The 18186-nt window shown below is 66.4% G+C and carries 15 protein-coding genes and 1 tRNA gene; 9 read left to right on the top strand and 7 right to left on the bottom strand.

Features of this window, described 5'->3' with window-relative positions; genetic code table 11:
• Positions 1-60 precede the first annotated feature (60 nt).
• The gene (gene fdhD, locus AC1DES_RS05590) at positions 61-933 is read left to right on the top strand and encodes a formate dehydrogenase accessory sulfurtransferase FdhD (protein WP_476894695.1); all 873 of its coding nucleotides are present in this window, start codon (positions 61-63) and stop codon (positions 931-933) included.
• A 94-nt stretch (positions 934-1027) separates the two neighbouring features.
• The gene (locus AC1DES_RS05585; RefSeq protein ID WP_476894694.1) at positions 1028-4063 is read left to right on the top strand and encodes an alpha-mannosidase; all 3036 of its coding nucleotides are present in this window, start codon (positions 1028-1030) and stop codon (positions 4061-4063) included.
• Positions 4064-4292: 229 nt separating this feature from the next.
• Here the strand turns inward: AC1DES_RS05585 and AC1DES_RS05580 are convergent, their stop codons facing one another.
• The 3 genes from AC1DES_RS05580 to AC1DES_RS05570 are packed head-to-tail and all read right to left on the bottom strand — an operon-like array spanning position 4293 to position 6581.
• Entirely contained in the window at positions 4293-5036 is a 744-nt protein-coding gene (locus AC1DES_RS05580) for a hypothetical protein (RefSeq protein ID WP_476894693.1), read from the bottom strand.
• A 43-nt stretch (positions 5037-5079) separates the two neighbouring features.
• Positions 5080-5811, bottom strand: coding sequence for a hypothetical protein (locus tag AC1DES_RS05575; RefSeq protein WP_476894692.1), 732 nt, complete (start codon positions 5809-5811; stop codon positions 5080-5082).
• Positions 5808-6581: a hypothetical protein gene (locus AC1DES_RS05570; protein WP_476894691.1), complete on the bottom strand. Its 774-nt coding sequence runs from the start codon at positions 6579-6581 to the stop codon at positions 5808-5810. Before AC1DES_RS05570 ends, AC1DES_RS05575 begins: the two co-directional genes overlap by 4 nt.
• Before the next feature lie 220 nt (positions 6582-6801).
• Between AC1DES_RS05570 and abc-f the strand changes: the two genes are divergently transcribed.
• Both abc-f and AC1DES_RS05560 read left to right on the top strand, forming a co-directional pair.
• Positions 6802-8502 (top strand): ribosomal protection-like ABC-F family protein, encoded by a 1701-nt coding sequence (gene abc-f / locus AC1DES_RS05565; RefSeq protein ID WP_476894690.1) that lies wholly within the window; start codon positions 6802-6804, stop codon positions 8500-8502.
• Positions 8499-10412: an ABC transporter ATP-binding protein gene (locus tag AC1DES_RS05560; protein ID WP_476894689.1), complete on the top strand. Its 1914-nt coding sequence runs from the start codon at positions 8499-8501 to the stop codon at positions 10410-10412. The genes abc-f and AC1DES_RS05560 overlap by 4 nt, the downstream gene beginning before the upstream one ends.
• Here AC1DES_RS05560 and AC1DES_RS05555 read toward each other — a convergent pair.
• From AC1DES_RS05555 to AC1DES_RS05545, 3 genes are all read right to left on the bottom strand, one after another.
• On the bottom strand, positions 10409-10885 hold the full coding sequence (locus tag AC1DES_RS05555; RefSeq protein ID WP_476894688.1) for an NUDIX hydrolase: 477 nt from the start codon (positions 10883-10885) through the stop codon (positions 10409-10411). The two genes, AC1DES_RS05560 and AC1DES_RS05555, sit on opposite strands and share 4 nt — an antisense overlap.
• The gene (locus AC1DES_RS05550; protein ID WP_476894687.1) at positions 10882-11391 is read right to left on the bottom strand and encodes a DUF6314 family protein; all 510 of its coding nucleotides are present in this window, start codon (positions 11389-11391) and stop codon (positions 10882-10884) included. Before AC1DES_RS05550 ends, AC1DES_RS05555 begins: the two co-directional genes overlap by 4 nt.
• Before the next feature lies 1 nt (position 11392).
• A tRNA-Arg gene (locus AC1DES_RS05545) sits at positions 11393-11465 on the bottom strand.
• A gap of 87 nt (positions 11466-11552) precedes the next feature.
• Here AC1DES_RS05545 and AC1DES_RS05540 point away from each other — a divergent pair.
• From AC1DES_RS05540 to AC1DES_RS05525, 4 genes are all read left to right on the top strand, one after another.
• Entirely contained in the window at positions 11553-12383 is an 831-nt protein-coding gene (locus tag AC1DES_RS05540; protein ID WP_476894686.1) for a DUF998 domain-containing protein, read from the top strand.
• Between the two features lie 245 nt (positions 12384-12628).
• A complete protein-coding gene (locus AC1DES_RS05535) occupies positions 12629-13096 on the top strand; it encodes a DUF7793 family protein (RefSeq protein ID WP_476894685.1) in 468 nt (155 codons plus the stop codon).
• Positions 13086-14621, top strand: a complete 1536-nt coding sequence (locus AC1DES_RS05530; protein ID WP_476894684.1) for a putative bifunctional diguanylate cyclase/phosphodiesterase — start codon at positions 13086-13088, stop codon at positions 14619-14621. The genes AC1DES_RS05535 and AC1DES_RS05530 overlap by 11 nt, the downstream gene beginning before the upstream one ends.
• 410 nt (positions 14622-15031) lie before the next feature.
• The gene (locus AC1DES_RS05525; RefSeq protein ID WP_476894683.1) at positions 15032-16105 is read left to right on the top strand and encodes a hypothetical protein; all 1074 of its coding nucleotides are present in this window, start codon (positions 15032-15034) and stop codon (positions 16103-16105) included.
• A 182-nt stretch (positions 16106-16287) separates the two neighbouring features.
• Here AC1DES_RS05525 and AC1DES_RS05520 read toward each other — a convergent pair whose 3' ends face one another.
• Complete coding sequence (locus AC1DES_RS05520) at positions 16288-16950, bottom strand: hypothetical protein (RefSeq protein WP_476894682.1); 663 nt, start codon at positions 16948-16950, stop codon at positions 16288-16290.
• 89 nt (positions 16951-17039) lie between these two features.
• On the opposite strand from AC1DES_RS05520, the gene AC1DES_RS05515 reads away from it, so the two are divergent.
• On the top strand, positions 17040-17912 hold the full coding sequence (locus AC1DES_RS05515) for an inositol monophosphatase family protein (protein WP_476894681.1): 873 nt from the start codon (positions 17040-17042) through the stop codon (positions 17910-17912).
• Positions 17913-18186 lie beyond the last annotated feature (274 nt).

The raw sequence follows: 18186 nt of genomic DNA, 5'->3' as shown, positions 1-18186 counted from the left end.
GGCAGTTGCAATGATGGAATCAGCCGAAAACCCCCACACCACGTTGCTTAGGAGTCTTATATGGGTCGCGTGACGCAGCGCCGCAAAGTGCACAAATTCGTCCTGGACGGGTCCCCGCAAGCCCTCGAATTTCCGGTCCGCTACCGGGAAGATGTGCTGGCCGTTGAGGAACCGCTGGAAATCAGGCTGGGGAGCCTCTCGTTTTCCGTCACGATGCGCACGCCGGGCAACGACTTCGACCTCGTGGCCGGGTTCCTGGTCTCCGAGGGCGTCATCTGGAGCCCGGAACAGCTGGTCTCCCTGCGGTTTTGTGCAGGCGAGGACGAGGACGGGGTCCAGACGTTCAACGTCGTGGAGGCCCAGCTCCGGCCCGACGTCGTCCTGCCGGAGACCGGGCGGAACATCTTCACCTCCAGTTCCTGCGGTATCTGCGGAACGGATTCGATCGAAGCGGTGCGCAAGTCCTCCCACTTCAGCCCGGGGGCGGACCCGCTGAGCGTGCCGGTGGAGACGCTGGCGGCCCTGCCGGACGCGCTCCGGGAGGCCCAGGCCGTCTTTGACGTTACCGGCGGCGTGCACGCCGCGGGCCTCTTCCGGATTGCCGACGACGGTTCCGCAGAGCTGTTGTGTCTGCGCGAAGACGTCGGACGCCACAACGCCGTTGACAAGGTCGTGGGGTGGGCGTTGCGCGAGGGCTTGTTGCCGCTCAGCGGAACCGTGCTGCAAGTATCGGGCAGGGCATCATTCGAGCTTGTCCAGAAGGCATCGTTGGCCGGAATCCCCGTCCTGGCAGCTGTCAGCGCACCCTCCAGCCTGGCGGTCGAGCTCGCCGAGGCCAGCGGGATGACCCTCGCCGGATTCAGCCGGGGCACAACACTGAACGTGTATGCCGGCCAGGGGCGGGTCGCGGGTCCCGTGTCCGTGGCCGGATAGCGGGCACCGTTGGCCAAACCGCTCCGCGCGAAGTAAGTTTTGTCCATCGACTGGATGCAGCCCGGCTTCGCCCCCTAGCGCTAAGAGGATCACATTGCACGACGACCGCCGCCTCACGGAAGTCCGGCTGGACCGCTTCGTACGCGAACGCATCATTCCTGCGGTCTACCCGCGTAGCATGGACCTGACGCTGAGCAGCTGGGACGCTCCGGACGAACCGGTCGCCGCAATGGAGGCCCTGCGGCAGGAGTTCACGCCCCAGGAACACGGCGCGGCCTGGGGGCGGCCATGGAGCACCAAGTGGCTGAGGCTGCAGGGCGAAGTGCCGGACTCCTGGGGCACGGCGGCGGACACCTCGGTTGAAATGATTGTGGACCTGGGCTTCAACGGCGACCTTCCGGGCTTCCAGTGCGAGGGCATCGCCTGGCGCCCCGACGGGACGATCATCAAAGCCATCTCCCCGCGGAACCAGTACATCCCGCTGAAGCTCCTGGGCAGCGGCATGGCCATTGACTTCTATGTCGAGGCCGCGGCGAACCCGGATCTTTCCCAGGGCTGGACCTTCGCCCCCACACCGTATGGCGACAAGGCGACGTCGGGCAGGGATCCCAAGTACCGGCTGGGCCGCATTGTGGTCGCCGAGCTCAACCAGACCGTCTGGGAGCTGCAGCAGGACATCGGGACCCTCAGCGGGCTCATGCACGAACTGCCCATGGAGTTGCCCCGCCGCCACGATATCCTGCGCGCCCTGGAACGGATGCTGGATGTGATGGACCCCGACGACGTTCCGGGAACGGCGGCCGCCGGTCGTGCAGTCCTCGCGGAGGCCCTGGCGCGGCCGGCCTACGCCTCGGCCCATGAGCTGGTGGCCACGGGGCATGCCCATATCGACTCCGCCTGGCTGTGGCCGATCCGGGAAACCATGCGCAAGTGCGCCCGCACGTTCTCCAACGTGGTGGCCCTGATGGACGAGTACCCCGGATTCGTGTTTTCCTGCTCCTCGGCCCAGCAGCTGGCCTGGATGAAGGAGTTTTATCCGGAGCTGTTCGGGCGCATCCGTGAGAAGGTCAAGACCGGCCAGTTCGTCCCTGTGGGCGGCATGTGGGTGGAGGCGGACTCCAACATGCCCGGCGGTGAAGCCATGGCGCGGCAGTTCCTGGAGGGCAAGAGCTTCTTTATGGCTGAGTTCGGCGTCGAATGCCAGGAAGCGTGGCTTCCTGACACGTTCGGCTACTCCGCGGCGTTGCCGCAGATCGTCAAGTCCGCCGGCAGCCGGTGGTTCCTGACGCAGAAGATCTCCTGGAACCAGGTCAACCGGATGCCCCACCACACGTTCAACTGGGAAGGAATCGACGGCACCAGGCTGTTCACCCACTTTCCCCCGGTGGACACGTACAACTCGGACCTCAGCGCCAGGGATCTGGCCCATGCGGAGCGGAATTACCGGGACCACGGCCGCGGAACCACGTCCCTGGTCCCGTTCGGCTACGGCGACGGCGGCGGTGGCCCCACGCGGGAGATGCTCGCCTCGGCCACGCGCACAGCGGATCTGGAAGGTTCGCCCAAGGTGCGGATCGGGACCTCCGGCAGCTTCTTCTCCCGCGCGCAGGCGGAATATGAAGACCTGCCGGTGTGGGTCGGGGAGATGTACCTTGAGCTGCACCGCGGCACCTACACGAGCCAGGCCCAGACGAAGTTGGGGAACCGGCGCAGCGAGCACCTCCTGCGGGAAGCCGAGCTCTGGTGCGCCACGGCGGCGGTGCGTACCGGCTTCGGCTACCCGGCGGCCGAGCTCAAGCGGCTCTGGCGCCTGGTCCTGCTCCAGCAGTTCCACGACATCCTTCCGGGCAGCTCGATTGCCTGGGTGCACCAGGACGCCGAGCGCAACTACGCCGCCGTCGAACAGGGGCTCGAAGCAATCATCGCGGATGCCGCCAAGGCACTGCTGGGAGAAGGCGGGACCGAATTTCTCCTCAACGCGGCTCCGCATGAGCGCTTGGGTGTGCCGGCCTTCGCCGCCGCCCCGGCCGCCCGCTCAGAACAGGCGGTGTCCGTCACCGAATCCGCGGGCGGCTACATCCTGGACAACGGCATCATCCGTGCGGTGGTCGACGCCGACGGGCTGCTGGCCTCGCTCATGGACTACGCCAGCGGACGTGAGGCAATTGCGCCCGGGCAGTCCGGAAACCTCCTCGAGCTGCACCGGGACACACCCAACGAATGGGATGCCTGGGACATCGACGCGTTCTACCGAAGGAACGTCGCACGGCTGACCGAAGCCCGCTCGGTGGCGCTGGAGCGCGACCCGCTAGGGGAAAGCCCCAACGCCGTCGTGCTGGTGGAACGGATGGCAGGGTCGTCGGCGGTCACCCAGCGGATCGCGCTGGAGCCGGGTGACGATTCCCTCAGGATCTCGACGGCGGTGGACTGGCAGGAAAGCGAGAAGCTGCTCAAGCTCGGCTTCGCGCTCGACGTCAGGGCGGACCGCTCGGCCTCGGAGACCCAGTTCGGCCATGTCTTCCGGCCTACCCACCTCAACACGTCCTGGGAAGCGGCGAAGTTCGAGATCTGCGCGCACCGCTGGATCCACGTCGCCGAGCCCGGCTACGGGGTGGCCGTTTCCAACGCCTCCAGCTACGGCCACGACGTCACCCGTGACGTGCGGGCGGAGGACGGCGGGACCACAACCACTGTGAGGGTCTCGCTCCTGCGGGCGCCGAAGTTTCCGGATCCGCGCGCCGACCGCGGGCGGCATGAGCTGGTGGTGACCATCAGGCCGGGTGCCAGCATCGCCGACGCCGTCGAAGAGGGCTACCGCACGAACCTGGCCCCGAGGGTGCTCAAGGGGTCCCGCGGGGCGGACCCGCTGTTCACCGTGTCCAACCGGGCCCTCGTCATCGAGGCCGTCAAGCTCGCCGAGGACGGCTCCGGCGACGTGATCGTGCGCCTGTACGAATCGTTGGGGGAGCGGTCCGCGGGCCTTGTGGCGGCCACCTTCGACGTCACGGACGTCCATACCGTCGATCTGCTGGAGCGGCCCCTCGAGGCGCCGGGCGTGACCGGCGGCCCTGATTCCGCACAGCTGTCCCTCCGGCCGTTCCAACTGGTGACGCTGAGGTTCGTGCGCTGACCATACGCCGGGTCTTGTGGGTCTCCCGGCGCGGCCGTAACGTGGTCCGGACGGGAATCTGCCTTTAAACAGGCTGAGTGGGGGCGGTCCTCATGGACCGCCACCACTCATCCCCCCAATGGCGCTTGGACGACGTCGTCTGCCTCGCACGGCTGACTTCCGTTCACGAAGCGATTGTCGCTTTCACACATTCATGATTCTCTCACGGTCTAATGATTATGTGAATGCCCTATGTGTCATTCTGGCGTAATGTTGCATTACCGTTACCAGATTGAGTGGGGCCCAGCCCGGAGAACCAGATGAAGGCGAAGCCAAGGACAAAGCCCAGCACGGCGCCGTAATTCACGGCATGCCGTGCCATCGCCCAGTCGTCCGGTGCGAAACACGCCGGAATGCTCGCGGCGGTGGCGAGGCCGCCGACGAGCATCAAAAGTGCACCGGCCCGGACCAGCCGCGGCAGTTTGCTCCTGGCAATCGCCAGCAGGGGCGGCATGAGAATGACGGAGACGAAGGCCGGATACGTGCGGCCGGCGGCGGCGTAATACGGCGCGAGGAGAGCGTTCGCGCCGCCGCTGTCCTGGGCGCCCAGCAAACCCGCCGAGGACTCACGCGTGTCCATGAGGAAGAACGTCACCGCCACGGCCAGACAGCTGATCCCCAACGCCCAGCGGCCCGTTCTTCCGGCAATGAGCCTGTGGCCCCGGGCGTCGCCGAGCCCCTTGGCGACGCGCAGCCCGACCAGCAATATTGTTGCGAAAACGAGGAACCGCAGGATCAGGTTGGCGAGGTTCCAGCCGCCAAGCATGCGGTCGATGGCTTCATAGGGGCCGGAGACAGCGAGGAGGCTGCACAGCGTGGCCAGCAGCAGGATCGCGAATACGGCTCTGTTCCGGCCGCGTATGGCATCCGGAACGCGGAGGATAAGCACGACGCAGCAGACTGTCAGGGTGCCCCATTCAAGGATCGCCGTCATCCTGGGTACTCCAATCGCCTGCCTGCTCAGCCCCTGGTAACAATCAGCTGAATCCGGCCATCTTTTTCGGCTTTCGCCTCGCCACCGCCCTGGCCAGCCAGATCGCGGCAAGGCCCACCACCAGGCAAAGAATGGCGGTGTAGTTGAAGAGGAACCGCAGGAATCCCAGCGCGGGCGGAATGATCGGCGACGACAGGCTCAGCGCGATGCCCACGGAACCGACAGCGACCAACCCGGCGCCAACGCGCACGAGGACGGGAAGCCTGCTGCGGACGCTGCGCACCATGGCCGGGAACAGGGCAAGAGTGACGTAGGCGGGGTACAGGCGTCCCGCGGCTCCGTAGTATTCCACCAGGGCGGCATTGCGGCCGTCTTTGGCAGAGACGGCGACCAGGCCCGCGGACGAGCCGGCGGCGTCCATCATGAAAAAGACCGCCAGCACGGCCAGCGAGGCTGCCGCCGCGACCGCGATTCCGATCGGGCCCGTGATGAGCCGGAGCGAGTCGTTCGCACTGAAGCCCCGCGCTATCCGGAGCCCCAGGAAGAAAATGGCAGCGAAACTAACGAAGCGGAGCAGCAGGTTGGCGATGTTCGTGCCGCCCAGGGCCTGATCGATGGCCATGTAGGGTCCGTCGATGCTCAGGAGAACTGCAAAAGTGGAGACGGCGAAAAGTCCGAACATGGACCGGTTCTGCCCCCGGAGGGCACCGGGAATACGGGCTAACGCGAGTGCGGCGCAGACCGCCAAAGTCGTCCATTGCAGGATCGCGATCATCCGAGGTTCTCCCAAATCTTTTCTGTTTGTGCTTGTTCCTGCTCCTGGCGGCGGAGTGCCTTGCCCAGGGTTTGTAGCCTCTCGCCGGCCAGTGCAGTGAGTTCACCGTCCGAGAGCGCGTCCAGGGCAGACTGCTTTGCCCCTGGTGGCCAGCCTGCTTCGGTTTCGGAAATGAGGCCGGTCGCGACGAGTCCGCCTGTGAAGCCTACGCCTGCCGCGCGGGCGGTGGCGACAGCAAGTTCCGGGGACAGCCTGTTGGCCGTCAGCTGGGCCGAATAGTTCTGCGGCGCGATCCCGGTGGCGGCGGAGACGCGGTGGCGCAACTCGCCGTCGTCGATCGCGTCCACCCAGTTCCGGACGGAGGTGGCGTGCGGGGCCGGGCTGAGCGCCAGCTTGGCTTCCGGTGCGCCGCTGGCACCGGTGCCCCCGGCGCCGTGGTCGCCGGGGCTGACCTCGCCCGGGCCAGAGCGGGCAATGACCGCACGCAGCAGATCCATGGTGGCAACCTGGCTCACGAGTTCGGCCACGGAAGGTGGACGCGGCTTCCCGGCGAGCTCCGCGTAGTTCTCGAACGAGCCCAGATCCTCCAGCGGGCTCCGGTGCAAAGCCCGGCTGATGCTCACCAGGGTGGATTCGGCCACCTTGCCGCGCACCAGCTGCTGGGCAAGGGTGGTCCGCTTGATACCGGAGATCCGGCAGATGTCAGCGGTGCTCGCTGCCGGCGCGACACTGTGAAGCCAGTGCTGGAATGCCTTGGCGGGTAAGGGCATCTATGGCGTCCTGCGGTGTCGGTGGAAGCAACGGGTCCCGGTGTACGGCTGGACATCGATTTTACGGCAAGGTCTGATTGAACTATGCTAAATGGTCGAACCCGCTGGTCCGTACACCCCCCAAGTCCGGACCGGCGGGTTCTTCTATGCCCGGGCATTTTTTGGCGGCCGGGGACTACCCCGTGTGTGGCCTTTTGGGCCGTGGTGAGAGGATTGATTAATGACTGCAACCCTTGTTGCCAAGGACCTTTCCGGTGGTCACGATCACCGCACGCTATTTTCCAAACTCTCCCTGACCGTTGCTCCCGGCGACGTCGTGGGGGTCGTCGGTGCCAACGGCGCCGGCAAATCCACCCTGCTCCGCCTCTTCGCCGGCATTGACGAGCCGCAGGAGGGAACGGTCAGCCTTGCCCCGGCAGACGCCTTCGTGGGCTGGCTGCCCCAGGAACACGAACGGAGTGCAGGGGAAACCGTGGGCGCCTACATCGCCCGGCGCACAGGCTGTGCGCAGGCCACCACCGACATGGAAGCCACGGCCGAGGCCCTGGCCTCCGGCGCCCCGGGCACCGACGACGCCTATGCCCTCGCATTCGACCGCTGGATGGCTTCCGGCGCCGCCGACGTGGAGGAGCGGATTCCACCCGTCCTGGCCGACCTCGGCCTCGACGTGGGGCCGGACGCCGAGATGACCGGCCTGTCCGGCGGCCAGGCGGCGCGGGTGGCCCTGGCGGCCCTGCTGCTCAGCCGGTTTGACATCGTGCTGCTCGACGAGCCCACCAATGACCTGGACCTCAGTGGCCTCGCCAAGCTCGAAGCCTTCGTGCAGGGCCTGCGGGGCGGAGTGGTCCTGGTCTCGCACGACCGTGAGTTCCTGGCGCGCTGCGTGACCACGATCGTGGAGCTGGACCTTCCGCAGAACTCCGTCGCTGTGTACGACGGCGGCTACGAGGCCTTCCTTGAGGAACGCGCTGTTGCCCGGCGCCACGCCCGTGAGCGTTACGAGGAATTCGCCAACACGAAGGCTGACCTCGTCTCCCGCGCACGGACCCAGCGCGAGTGGAGTTCCCAAGGCGTCCGGAACGCGATGAAGAAGAGCCCGGACAATGACAAGGTCCGGCGCGCGGCCAATACCGAATCCTCGGAAAAACAGGGGCAGAAGGTCCGGCAGATGGAGTCCAGGATCGCGCGGCTCGACGAGGTGGAAGAGCCCCGCAAGGAATGGCAGTTGCAGTTCAGCATCGGGGCGGCCCCGCGGTCCAGCGCCGTGGTGGCAACGCTCCGGGAGGCCGTCGCGCACCAGGGCGACTTCACCCTGGGCCCGGTGAACCTGCAGCTGAACGCGGGGGAGCGGATCGGGATCACCGGTCCCAACGGCGCCGGCAAATCCACCCTGCTCCGTCTCCTGCTGGGCGTTCAGCGCCCCGACGCCGGGGACTCGTCCATGGGCGCGTCGGTGGCGGTCGGAGAAATCGACCAGGCCCGCGGCCTCCTGGCGGGGCATCTCGTGCTGGCCGACGCCGTCGAAGCCGTCCTGACGGACCAGACACCGGCGGAGGTGCGTACCCTGCTGGCCAAGTTCGGCCTCAAAGCCGACCACACCGGCCGCCCGGTGAACTCCCTCTCGCCCGGAGAGCGGACTCGGGCCGCCCTGGCATTGCTGCAGGCCCGCGGCGTCAACCTGCTCGTGCTGGACGAACCCACCAACCACCTCGACCTGGCCGCCATCGAGCAGCTCGAGGAAGCCCTCGACAGTTACGACGGCACGCTGTTGCTGGTCACCCACGACCGCCGGCTCCTGGAGAACGTGCGCCTGGACGCGCGCTGGAACGTCGAGGCCGGCGTCGTCACCGAACTTATAGCCGGCGCTGGCGCGGGCACCCCATCACACGGCGATCGCGCCCTGAAAGGCACCAAAAAATGAGCATGGACCGGGTCGCCTGGAGCTCCCTTTACAACATCACGCGCGCCTCAAGCGGCTCCAAGCCGTTCTCCAAGGCGACACTGAAGCGTGTGTTCGGTTTCGCCGAGCCGCACCGGAACAAGCTGATCGCCTTCGTGCTGCTATCCATCGTGATGGCGGTGCTCGCCGTGGCCACCCCCGTGCTCGCCGGCCAGGTCGTGGACGCGATCATCGCCCACGCGGCTGCCGGCACGGTGATCTGGCTCGCGGTGCTGATCGCGATCGTGGCCGTAGCCGAGGCCGGAATCGGCCTCGTGACCCGCTGGCTGTCCTCCACCATCGGTGAAGGCGTGATCGTGGACCTGCGCACCAAGGTGTTCGACCACGTCCAGAAGATGCCGATCGCCTTCTTCACGCGCACCCGGACGGGCGCGCTCGTGAGCAGGCTCAACAACGACGTCATCGGCGCGCAGTCGGCCTTCGCCGGAACCCTGTCCGGCGTCGTCAGCAACGTCGTGGCCCTTGCCCTGACACTCGCGGTGATGCTTGGAAAGTCCTGGCTTGTTACCGTGCTCGCCATGATCCTGCTCCCGATCTTCCTGATTCCGGCCCGCCGGATGGGCTCCAAGCTCGCCGATCTGCGCCGTGAAGCCGCGGACAACAACGCCGCCATGGGCACCCAGATGACCGAGCGCTTCTCCGCCCCCGGTGCCACCCTGGTGAAGCTCTTCGGCCGCCCGGATGAGGAGTCCCGCGAGTTCGCCCTCCGGGCCGGCCGCGTCCGTGACATCGGCGTACGCACCGCCATGCTGCAGTTCACGTTCGTGACGGCCCTGACGCTCGTCTCCGCACTGGCCTTGGCGTTGGTCTACGGACTGGGCGGCTGGCTCGCCCTCGGCGGCCAGCTGGCCGCAGGCGACGTCGTCGTGCTGGCGCTGCTGCTCACCCGTCTTTACGCCCCGCTCACCGCGCTGTCCAACGCCCGCGTGGAAATCATGAGCGCCCTGGTCAGCTTCGAGCGCGTGTTCGAGATCCTGGACCTCAAGCCCCTGATCCAACAGAAGCCCGACGCCGTAGCCTCCCCGGCCGGTCCGCTGTCGGTGGAGTTCGACGACGTCCGCTTCGCCTACCCGTCCGCGGACAAGGTCTCGCTGGCCTCGCTGGAAGACGTGTCCACGCTGGACACCCGGGGCGGCGAGGAAGTGCTGCACGGGATCAGCTTCCGGGTCGAACCGGGCCAGACCGTGGCCCTCGTGGGATCTTCGGGCGCCGGCAAGTCCACGATCGCGCAGCTGCTCTCGCGGTTGTACGACGTCGATTCCGGCGCTGTCCGCTTCGGCGGCACCGTGCCTGGCACGGGCGTGGACGTCCGCGACCTGACGTTCGACTCGATGCGTCAAACCCTGGGCATGGTGACCCAGGACGGGCACCTCTTCCACGAGAGCATCGCCTCCAACCTGCGCCTGGCACGCCCCGACGCCAGCGAGGAACTCATGTGGGATGTGCTGCGGCAGGCCCGGCTGGAAGACATGATCCGGTCCCTCCCGGACGGGCTGGACACCGTGGTGGGGGAGCGGGGCTACCGGCTGTCCGGCGGCGAACGCCAGCGGCTCACCATCGCACGTCTGCTGATCGCGCAGCCGCGCGTCGTGATCCTCGACGAAGCCACGGCTGCGCTGGACTCCACGAACGAGGCTGCCGTGCAGGAGGCGCTTGGTGCCGCGCTGGAAGGCCGCACCGCCGTCGTGATTGCCCACCGGCTCTCCACCATCCGCGCCGCCGACGCCATCCTGGTCGTCGAGGACGGCACGATCGTGGAGCGCGGGACCCACAGCGAGCTCCTGGCCGCCGAGGGGCGCTACGCGGAGCTGTACCGGACGCAGTTCGCCGAGGCCACCGCTGTCGTGGAAGAGGCCGTCCCCGAGTTCTAGGCGCTGCGGCCGGGACCGGCAGGCCCGGTCCCGGTCCCGGGGCCGCGCGCCGGGGCCCGGCCTGGGGCCTGGTCCGATGCGCGGGACAAGGCGGGCAATACGTGGTCCGTGAGCAGCGGCGCGAGGTCGTCCGGCAGCTCGGCGGCAAGGTCCAGCCAGCGGATCTCAGCGATTTCGGCGGACGCACGGGCGCTCCAGATGCCGGGGGCCGTGAAGACGGTGGCTTCGATCTGCGTCGCGGCTTCGTTGGCGGCGTTGGCCAGCCAGCTGCCCAGGAGCACAAGGCTTTCGGGCGGCACGACGATCCCCACCTCTTCTTCCAGCTCGCGGGATGCGGTTTCTGCAGCGCTTTCGCCGGCCTCGGGCTTGCCGCCGGGATGCATGAACTTCTCCGTGCCTCTTTTGCGCACGGTCAGGAGCCGTCCTGCGCGATCGAACACGCAGACCGCGGAGACGACAATGCGGGGGTTCATTCGCGGGGTCCCGGCATCCGCTGCCGGGGCGGCAGATCGCCGAGCCTGTGCAACACGGACTCCAGCAGCTGGTCCTTGGCCGGGCCGGTGACATCCCAGCGGTACCGGAATTCGTCCGGCCCGATCAGCTCGTAGCCCACCCGGTAAGTGTCGGGATCGCACCAGTGCCGGTCCTTGCTGCTCTGCGCCGTGAAGCCCATGCGGTGGAACGGGCGTCCGTCCGGAAAGAACACGTCCATCACGGCCGGGGTGTCGCCGGGCCGCAGCAGGTACTCGCGGCTGGCCGGTCCGGTGAACGGCTCTGCCGTGTAGGAGGTCCAGGAAACGGCGCCGTCTTCGCGCAAGCGCAGGCCGCCGTCGTCGTTCCCGGTGAACTGCACGACGCCGGTGAAGCTTCCGCGGGTGCCGGCGGCGCGGTCCAGCAAGGTGCGCTCCACGCTCCAGGAGCCCAACAGGTAGGCGCGGAGATCGAAGTCCGGACCGGTGTCCGGGGCAGGCAGGTTCAAGTGCCCTCGATTGGAATCGAACCAACGACACCGGCTTTAGGAGAGCCGTGCTCTATCCACTGAGCTACGAGGGCGGGCGCCCGGCGCGGCCGGCGGTGGGGCCGGCCCTGTCGGACACGGATATAAGCATACAAGGTAGGGGCGCGTACTACGCTCTTGGCATGACCGCAGCAGCTATCGCGCCCACCGAAGACGCCCTCTACGTCCCGGATGTGGCCTCCACCCGGTTCTACATAGGAGCCCTGGCGAAGCTGAGTGTGCTGCAGTATTTCGTGGCGGAGACGGCCGTGATCGGCTCCTGGGCGGCGCCGGAGCCCTACAGCCGCCGGACCGGCTATATCAGCGACCTCGGCGCCTTGGGCTGCGGTGTCTTCGCCGACCGGGAGGTGTGCTCGCCCGCGCACGTACTGATGAACGCGTCTTTCGTTGTCCAGGGCCTCGGCATGGCGATTGGAGCGCTGTTGCTCGGCTCGATCCTGCTTTGTACTGCGGCGCGGTCCGGTGTGCGTCTTGGTTCGGGACGCGGGCCGGGTTCGGCGCCGGGGCTGGGCCCGTGGCGGGGACGGCGCGCGGGACGGCGTACTGGACGGCGGACGCCGTGGGCGGCCGCGGTCGCAACCGTTGCCCGGGTTCTCACCTTCGCGGCCGGCTTTGGCACCGTTGTGGTGGGGCTCGTGCCGGAGGACGCAGGATCCGTCTGGCACGTGGTGGGCGCGGTGACGTACTTCGCGGCCGGATCCTTTGCACTGCTGTTGCTGGGCGGGCTTTGGCTCCGGCAGACACCGCTGGGCTGGTTCATCCTGATATGCGGTGCGGTTTCCCTCGCCGCACTGACCACGGGTGGGGTGACCGGGATGCGGGTGCCGGAGCCCGGCACGCTGGAGCGGCTCATGGGCTATCCCATCACAGTCGGCCTCGCCGCGGTGGGCCTGGTCGTGGCCCAGCGCGTCCGGCAAGAGCGCATTCGCAAGAAGGCGCGCACGCTCGCGTAATTTCTGGCCCTGACTGCCCGGCAACGGCCTGACCTTGCATTATCATGAGGGCACTCACCGGAACATTTCGGTGCATCGTGCGCGATCTGACATAAGCGCATGCCGAAATGCCGACGTCGCAGTCTATGGGGCCCAATGTCTGATCAGCTTGTCTTGCCTGTTTTGCTTGTCTTGCCGCGCCGGGCCTCAGCACGCGGCGCCACCGGACACCGGTCAGCGGACCTGCGCCGCCGGATTGTGGTCCGGTGACCGTCGCTGCCCTGGCCGGGCCTGAAGAGCGGATGCCTGAAGAGAACCCGGCGGGACCGGCGAGCACCTGTGCTAGCGCGGCCGCAGGTGACGGGCGCGAGGCTGAGGCCATCGGTGTCCGCGTCATCGAGCCAGGCATCATCGAAGTCCTGCTTCCGCCCAACCAGGAGATTGAGGGCCACGAAGCGCGTGTGGCGGGTGCCGCCGTCCGCGTCCTGGCCAACGGCCGGCGCATGCCTGTGTTGCTCGTAATAACTGGGGTGGTGGGAGTCAGTGTGGAAGCCCGGCACGCATACACCGGATCCATTGCCGCTTCCGCATTTGCAGTGGTGGGTGAGAGCCCTGTGGACCGGGTCATCGCCCACTATCTCCTGAGGGCCGGAACAGAGACAATCCCTGCAAAGTTCTTCACATCCGAGTCCGAGGCCGTCGAATGGTTAGGTCAGTACGCGAGTGAAATCTGATCCGCCGGACCCAAGGCTCCACGCCCTCGTGGAGGGAATCGTTCGGATCGCCGGAGGCGACCTGAGCACCAGGATCCCGCACTCGGGGGCCCGCGACGACGTCGCCGCCGTCATTGCCGGTATCAATCTGATGGCGGATGACCTCCAGACCATCTACCAGGAGCTTGAGGAACGGGTCGAGAACCGCACGGCCATGCTGCGCGAGGCGCAGGTCGAACTTGAACGTATGGCGCTGACGGACCCCCTGACCCAGCTGGCCAACAGAACGGCGCTGAATTCGGTACTGAGCCATGCACTGGCGGAGGCTTCCCGCGGCGAGCTCCCGCCCGCCTTGCTGGTCCTGGACCTCGATTCTTTCAAAGGCATCAACGACACCCTGGGGCACAGCGCCGGTGACGACGTCCTGCGGGTGATTGCGCGACGGCTGCAGGACGCCGTCCGGGAGACGGATACCGTAGCGCGCCTTGGCGGCGACGAATTTGCCGTCATGCTGCCTAAGTCCAATCTCGGCCGGGCCCGGCGCGTCGCCAACAGAATCCTGAAGGCACTCAACGAGAGCCTCGACGTCGGCGACCTCCGGATCACCTGCGGCACGAGCATCGGTCTGCGGATCGCGGAACCCGGACAGTCTGTGGATGATCTGGTCATGGAGGCCGATACGGCCATGTATGCGGCCAAGGCGCAGCCGCACGGCAGCATCAAGGTGTTCGAGCCGGCCTTGCTTTACGCTCGGCGGCTGCAGAGTGTCATGATTACGGAAATGCGCGAAGCAATCCGCCAGGACCAGCTGACCCTGCATTACCAGCCGGTGGTGGAGCTGGCCACGGGCAGGATCGAAGGCGTCGAGGCGCTGGTGCGGTGGAACCACCCGGAACGCGGACTCCTGATGCCGGACCAGTTCATTCCGCTCGCCGAGGAATCCGGCATGATTGTGGACCTGGGCCACTGGGTCCTGCGCACTGCCGTGCGTCAGCTGCGGGACTGGCAGGTGGAGTCGCAGGTGGACAGCCACTTCAACGTCCGCGTCAACATCTCGACGACGGAACTGCAAAACCTCGACCTGATCGAGCACGTCCGTGACATCCTCAGGGAGACCGGAGTGGATGCTTCGAACCTGATTGTGGAGCTGACGGAGTCCATGGCCGTCAACGGCGGGGATGTGGACCAGTATTCGCTGAATGGCCTCCGGCGGCTTGGCGTGCAACTGGAGATTGATGACTTTGGCACCGGCTATTCCTCCATCAGCTACCTGCGCAAGCTGCCCGTGAACGTGGTCAAGATCGACCGGAGCCTGATCAGCGGCTTGAGTGCCGACGAGGATCAGGGAAATTTCATCGCCGCCGTTCTGCAACTGATCCACGCCTGCGGCCTCAAAGCCCTGGCCGAAGGGATCGAGACGGCAGAGCAGGCAGAGGCGCTTGTGCGGCTGGGCTGCGCCAGCGGCCAGGGCTACTACTTCGGCCGGCCCGCGCCAGCTGCAGAGGTCATGGCGTTGATCAACCCCGGGAAAGCCGCCCGGGTGTAGTCGGGCTTCCGTATTTTTCGAGCTTAAACCGAGAACGGTGGGTATCGGATTTGTTGCCGATACCCACCGTTGTTTGTTGCCGTCCCGTTAGTTCTTCGGAGCGGAGTTCGGCCACCACTCCATAGCCGATACCGAGCCCTGACTCGAGTTGTCACCTGTTGCCGAGATGGCAGCAGAAGCGGAAAGGCCCGCTGCGGCAAGAGCACCAGCGACAAGGAGAGTTGCGAGAGTTTTCTTCATGAGGACTCCTGATACGTAAGAGACAGATGGGACTCGTGTGATGCGAGTTCAGTATAGGGTCATTCGACACGCCAGGGAGTAACGGTGTGTCGAGCGACCACAAATCTTGTGTTACAAACGCGCGCCTGCGTGGCTCCTGCGGGAATCTTGCCCGCGGCATACTTGCGCGTTTGGCCGTTTCCGCGGCAAGAGCAACGGATAATTGGGTTATGCAACAAGAATCTCTTCCACCCGCATACTTCGTTGCCGAGCTTCAGGCCCGGCAGTATCGGGAAGAGCACGACTTCCGTGCGGCATCCCGCAGTGCAGGGGAAGCCGCCGAAATTGCACTGGCCGGCGAGGATCGCGCTGCAGAATGGGACATGAGGTTCTTCCAAGTGGAGAACCTATTGGACGCCGGGGAGTACGACGAGTCCGCCAGCCTAGCTGCTGTTTTGATCGGGGGTACTTCGGCGTCCCTTTCCCCGCAGCTCCGGGCGAGAGCCCACATTCTGTTGTCACAGGCCAAGCACCGTGCAGGGCTTCTGGAGGAAGCCGCTGATTCGGCACGCACGGCCGCGGACCTCACCGCGGACGATGCGGATCTCGAAATTAACATCAAGGCCAGGCACGCCTTGATTGCTGCGTTGGCCGACTCCGGCCTGCTGGAGCAAGCCTGGACTGAGAGCCAGGTCCTCGCCGGCATCATTTCCGACGAAGTAGACGACCAATTGGCCGGCAAGGCGTACTGGGTCATCGGCAACGTTGCGTTCCTGTGCAACATGGTGGACGAGGGCTTGCGCTATCACGAACTTGCCGCCGCAACATTCTCGCCAGCCCGGAACCTGGATGTCTGGGCAAAGTTCAATAAGGCGTCCGCCGCCATGCGACTGGCAGCAGACATTGCAGACGCCGACACCCTGCGTTGCATCGAACGCGCAGAACTGGCTACAGATGTCATCGGCGGAAGCCCGAATGACTTCCACCTACTGAAATTGAATCGGGCTCACTGGACATATTTGGCCGGCGACGTCAAAGCCGCCATCAGTGTTCTGAACGATCTGTGCGGGCTGGAAGAGGGACTGTCACCCCAGCGGACCGGTGAGGCTTGCCTGCTCCTCGGCAAGGCGTACCTAACCACCGGAAATCACGAAGCGGCGCAGGAGTATCTCCTGCGCGCTGCCGATCACTTCGAAGCCGCGGGGGCCCACCATCGTGCCGAACAGGCGCGCGAGTACTTCGCGACCGGAGCCCGTTCGGAGTGAGCATGTCCTCCGCTGGAGCCCAGGCATGGTCATGTCCTCCGCCCGGCCTGTCCGGGGCGGGCATGTCCTCCGCTGGAGCCCAGGCATGGGCATAACGGGATTATGTCCAGTGGTCGGTGCCAGGGCTGGGCATGTCCCGTGGCCGTGGCTGCCGCCGTAGGGAACATGTCCGTCCGGCTCGCCTAGGACTGGGCATGTCCCGTCGCCGGACCTGCTCCAGGGTCGGCGGAGGATCGCTTCCTGCCGAGGACCACAGCCGTGCCGCCGGCGACGAGGCTCAGCACCAGCAGGACCCAGCCAGCCACGGTGAGTCCGGACGCCAGGGCCACCTGACCGGCGTCGACGGCGTCGGCGGACATCATTGCGTCAATCACCGTATTTCCCCAAAGGCGCACTGCCGCAAAGAGCAGGGGCACTGCCCACAGCGCCCACCGCAAAGGCTTCCGTGCAACGTTCGTTCCGATCAGCAGCAGCCAGCTGAACCCGAAGATCAGCGGGAAGAGCATGCCCGCGGTCTTGTGGACGTAGTTGAGCTGGCCCTTCGCATCGGCGTCCATCGCGCCGCGCAGTTTCTCCACGAAGGTCTCGTCAAAGCCCCCGACCAGGGAATCCGGCATGGCCAGGCCGCCGGAGAGCTGTGTGAGCTGGTTCAGGGTCAGGAGATGGACGTACCAGAAGAGGAACAGGCTGGCCACGGCACCGGCAATCAGGATCATATTGTTGTTGCTCTGCGCCTTCCGCGGGGTCCGGCTGGTGCTGGGATTAATCACCGGCGGCAGATGGTGCTGGGGAACGGTTGCCTTGGCGCCGTGTTTCTTGACGCGCTGTGCGGGAGTCTTGGCCATTGCTCCATTATCGTCCGTCTCCGGCCGCGCCTCCGCCGAACCACTTGGCCGGCTGTTCACTCCCGCGGGACGCCGATAGTCTGGGACGCGTGACGGAACTTGACAGAAATGAACTTGGCAGGCGCCGGCTCGGCCGGCACAGCACGGCGGAACTGGACCCCGCGCTGGATGACTACCAGCTCGCCGAAGCCCTGGTCCGTGAGGCAGGCACGCTGGCGCTGCTGATGCGGCAGGCCGGGCTGGAGGGCCGGCAGAAGACGTCCGTCTCGGATGTTGTCACGGCCGCGGACCACGCCGCCGAGGCCTACGTGCTCGAACAGCTCCAGCGTTGCCGGCCCGAAGACGGCATCCTGGGTGAAGAAGGTGCCTCCGTGGCGGGCACCAGCGGCCGGACGTGGGTCATCGATCCCGTCGACGGGACGTACAACTTCCTGCATGGATCCACCTACTGGTGTTCGGCCATTGCACTCAAGGACTCCTCCGGGGTGGTGCTCGGCGCGGTCTTCCAGCCCGAGGAGGACAAGCTCTGGCTCGGCGGGACAACACGGCCCTCGGCACTCAATGGCGAACGGCTGAGGACGTTCCCGGGCGCGGCCTCGGGGGGCGCGAGCCGGTCGGACACGCCGGTGTCCGAGCTCGGCGCCGCAACATACATCCACCCGACCTGGCTCGCCGACCCGATGTGTGCCATGCCCTGGCATGCAGCCGCGACGTCGGCGGCCGCCTTGAGGATGTTCGGCTCGGGCTCCTGCGACCTCAGCCGGGTCGCCGACGGAGAACTCGGTTGCTGGTTCCAGCACAGCTGCCCGGAATGGGACTGGCTGCCCGGCAAGGCGATCGTCGAGGCGGCCGGCGGCGCGACCGACGTCGTGCGTGTCAACGGTCTTGACTGGTTCATTGCAGGAGGCACGACAGCGGTCCGGCAGCTGCGTGCCGCACTCGAGTCAGGCTCTGCGGGCTAAGTTCCCTAAAAACCCGCTCCGGGGCACATGCCCATTTTTCGCCCGCGGAGTTGCGCATGCTCATTCCACACCCGGAACTGGAACCACCGTGGGACATGCTCATTCTTCGCCGCGGCGGCTGGACATGGCGGGCACATGTCCAGTGACTGCGTGGCAGGGAGGGCATGTCCTGACGTGGCCGGAACCACCGTGGGACATGCTCATTCTTGGCCGCCCGGAGTGGGCATGGCGGGCATATGTCCAGTGGCTACGTGGCAGGGAGGGCATGTCCGGA

The organism is Arthrobacter sp. 05T442 (genome assembly GCF_056395945.1).
The sequence above is the reverse complement of the archived record's forward strand: the minus strand, read 5'-3'. Positions and strand labels throughout refer to the sequence as shown.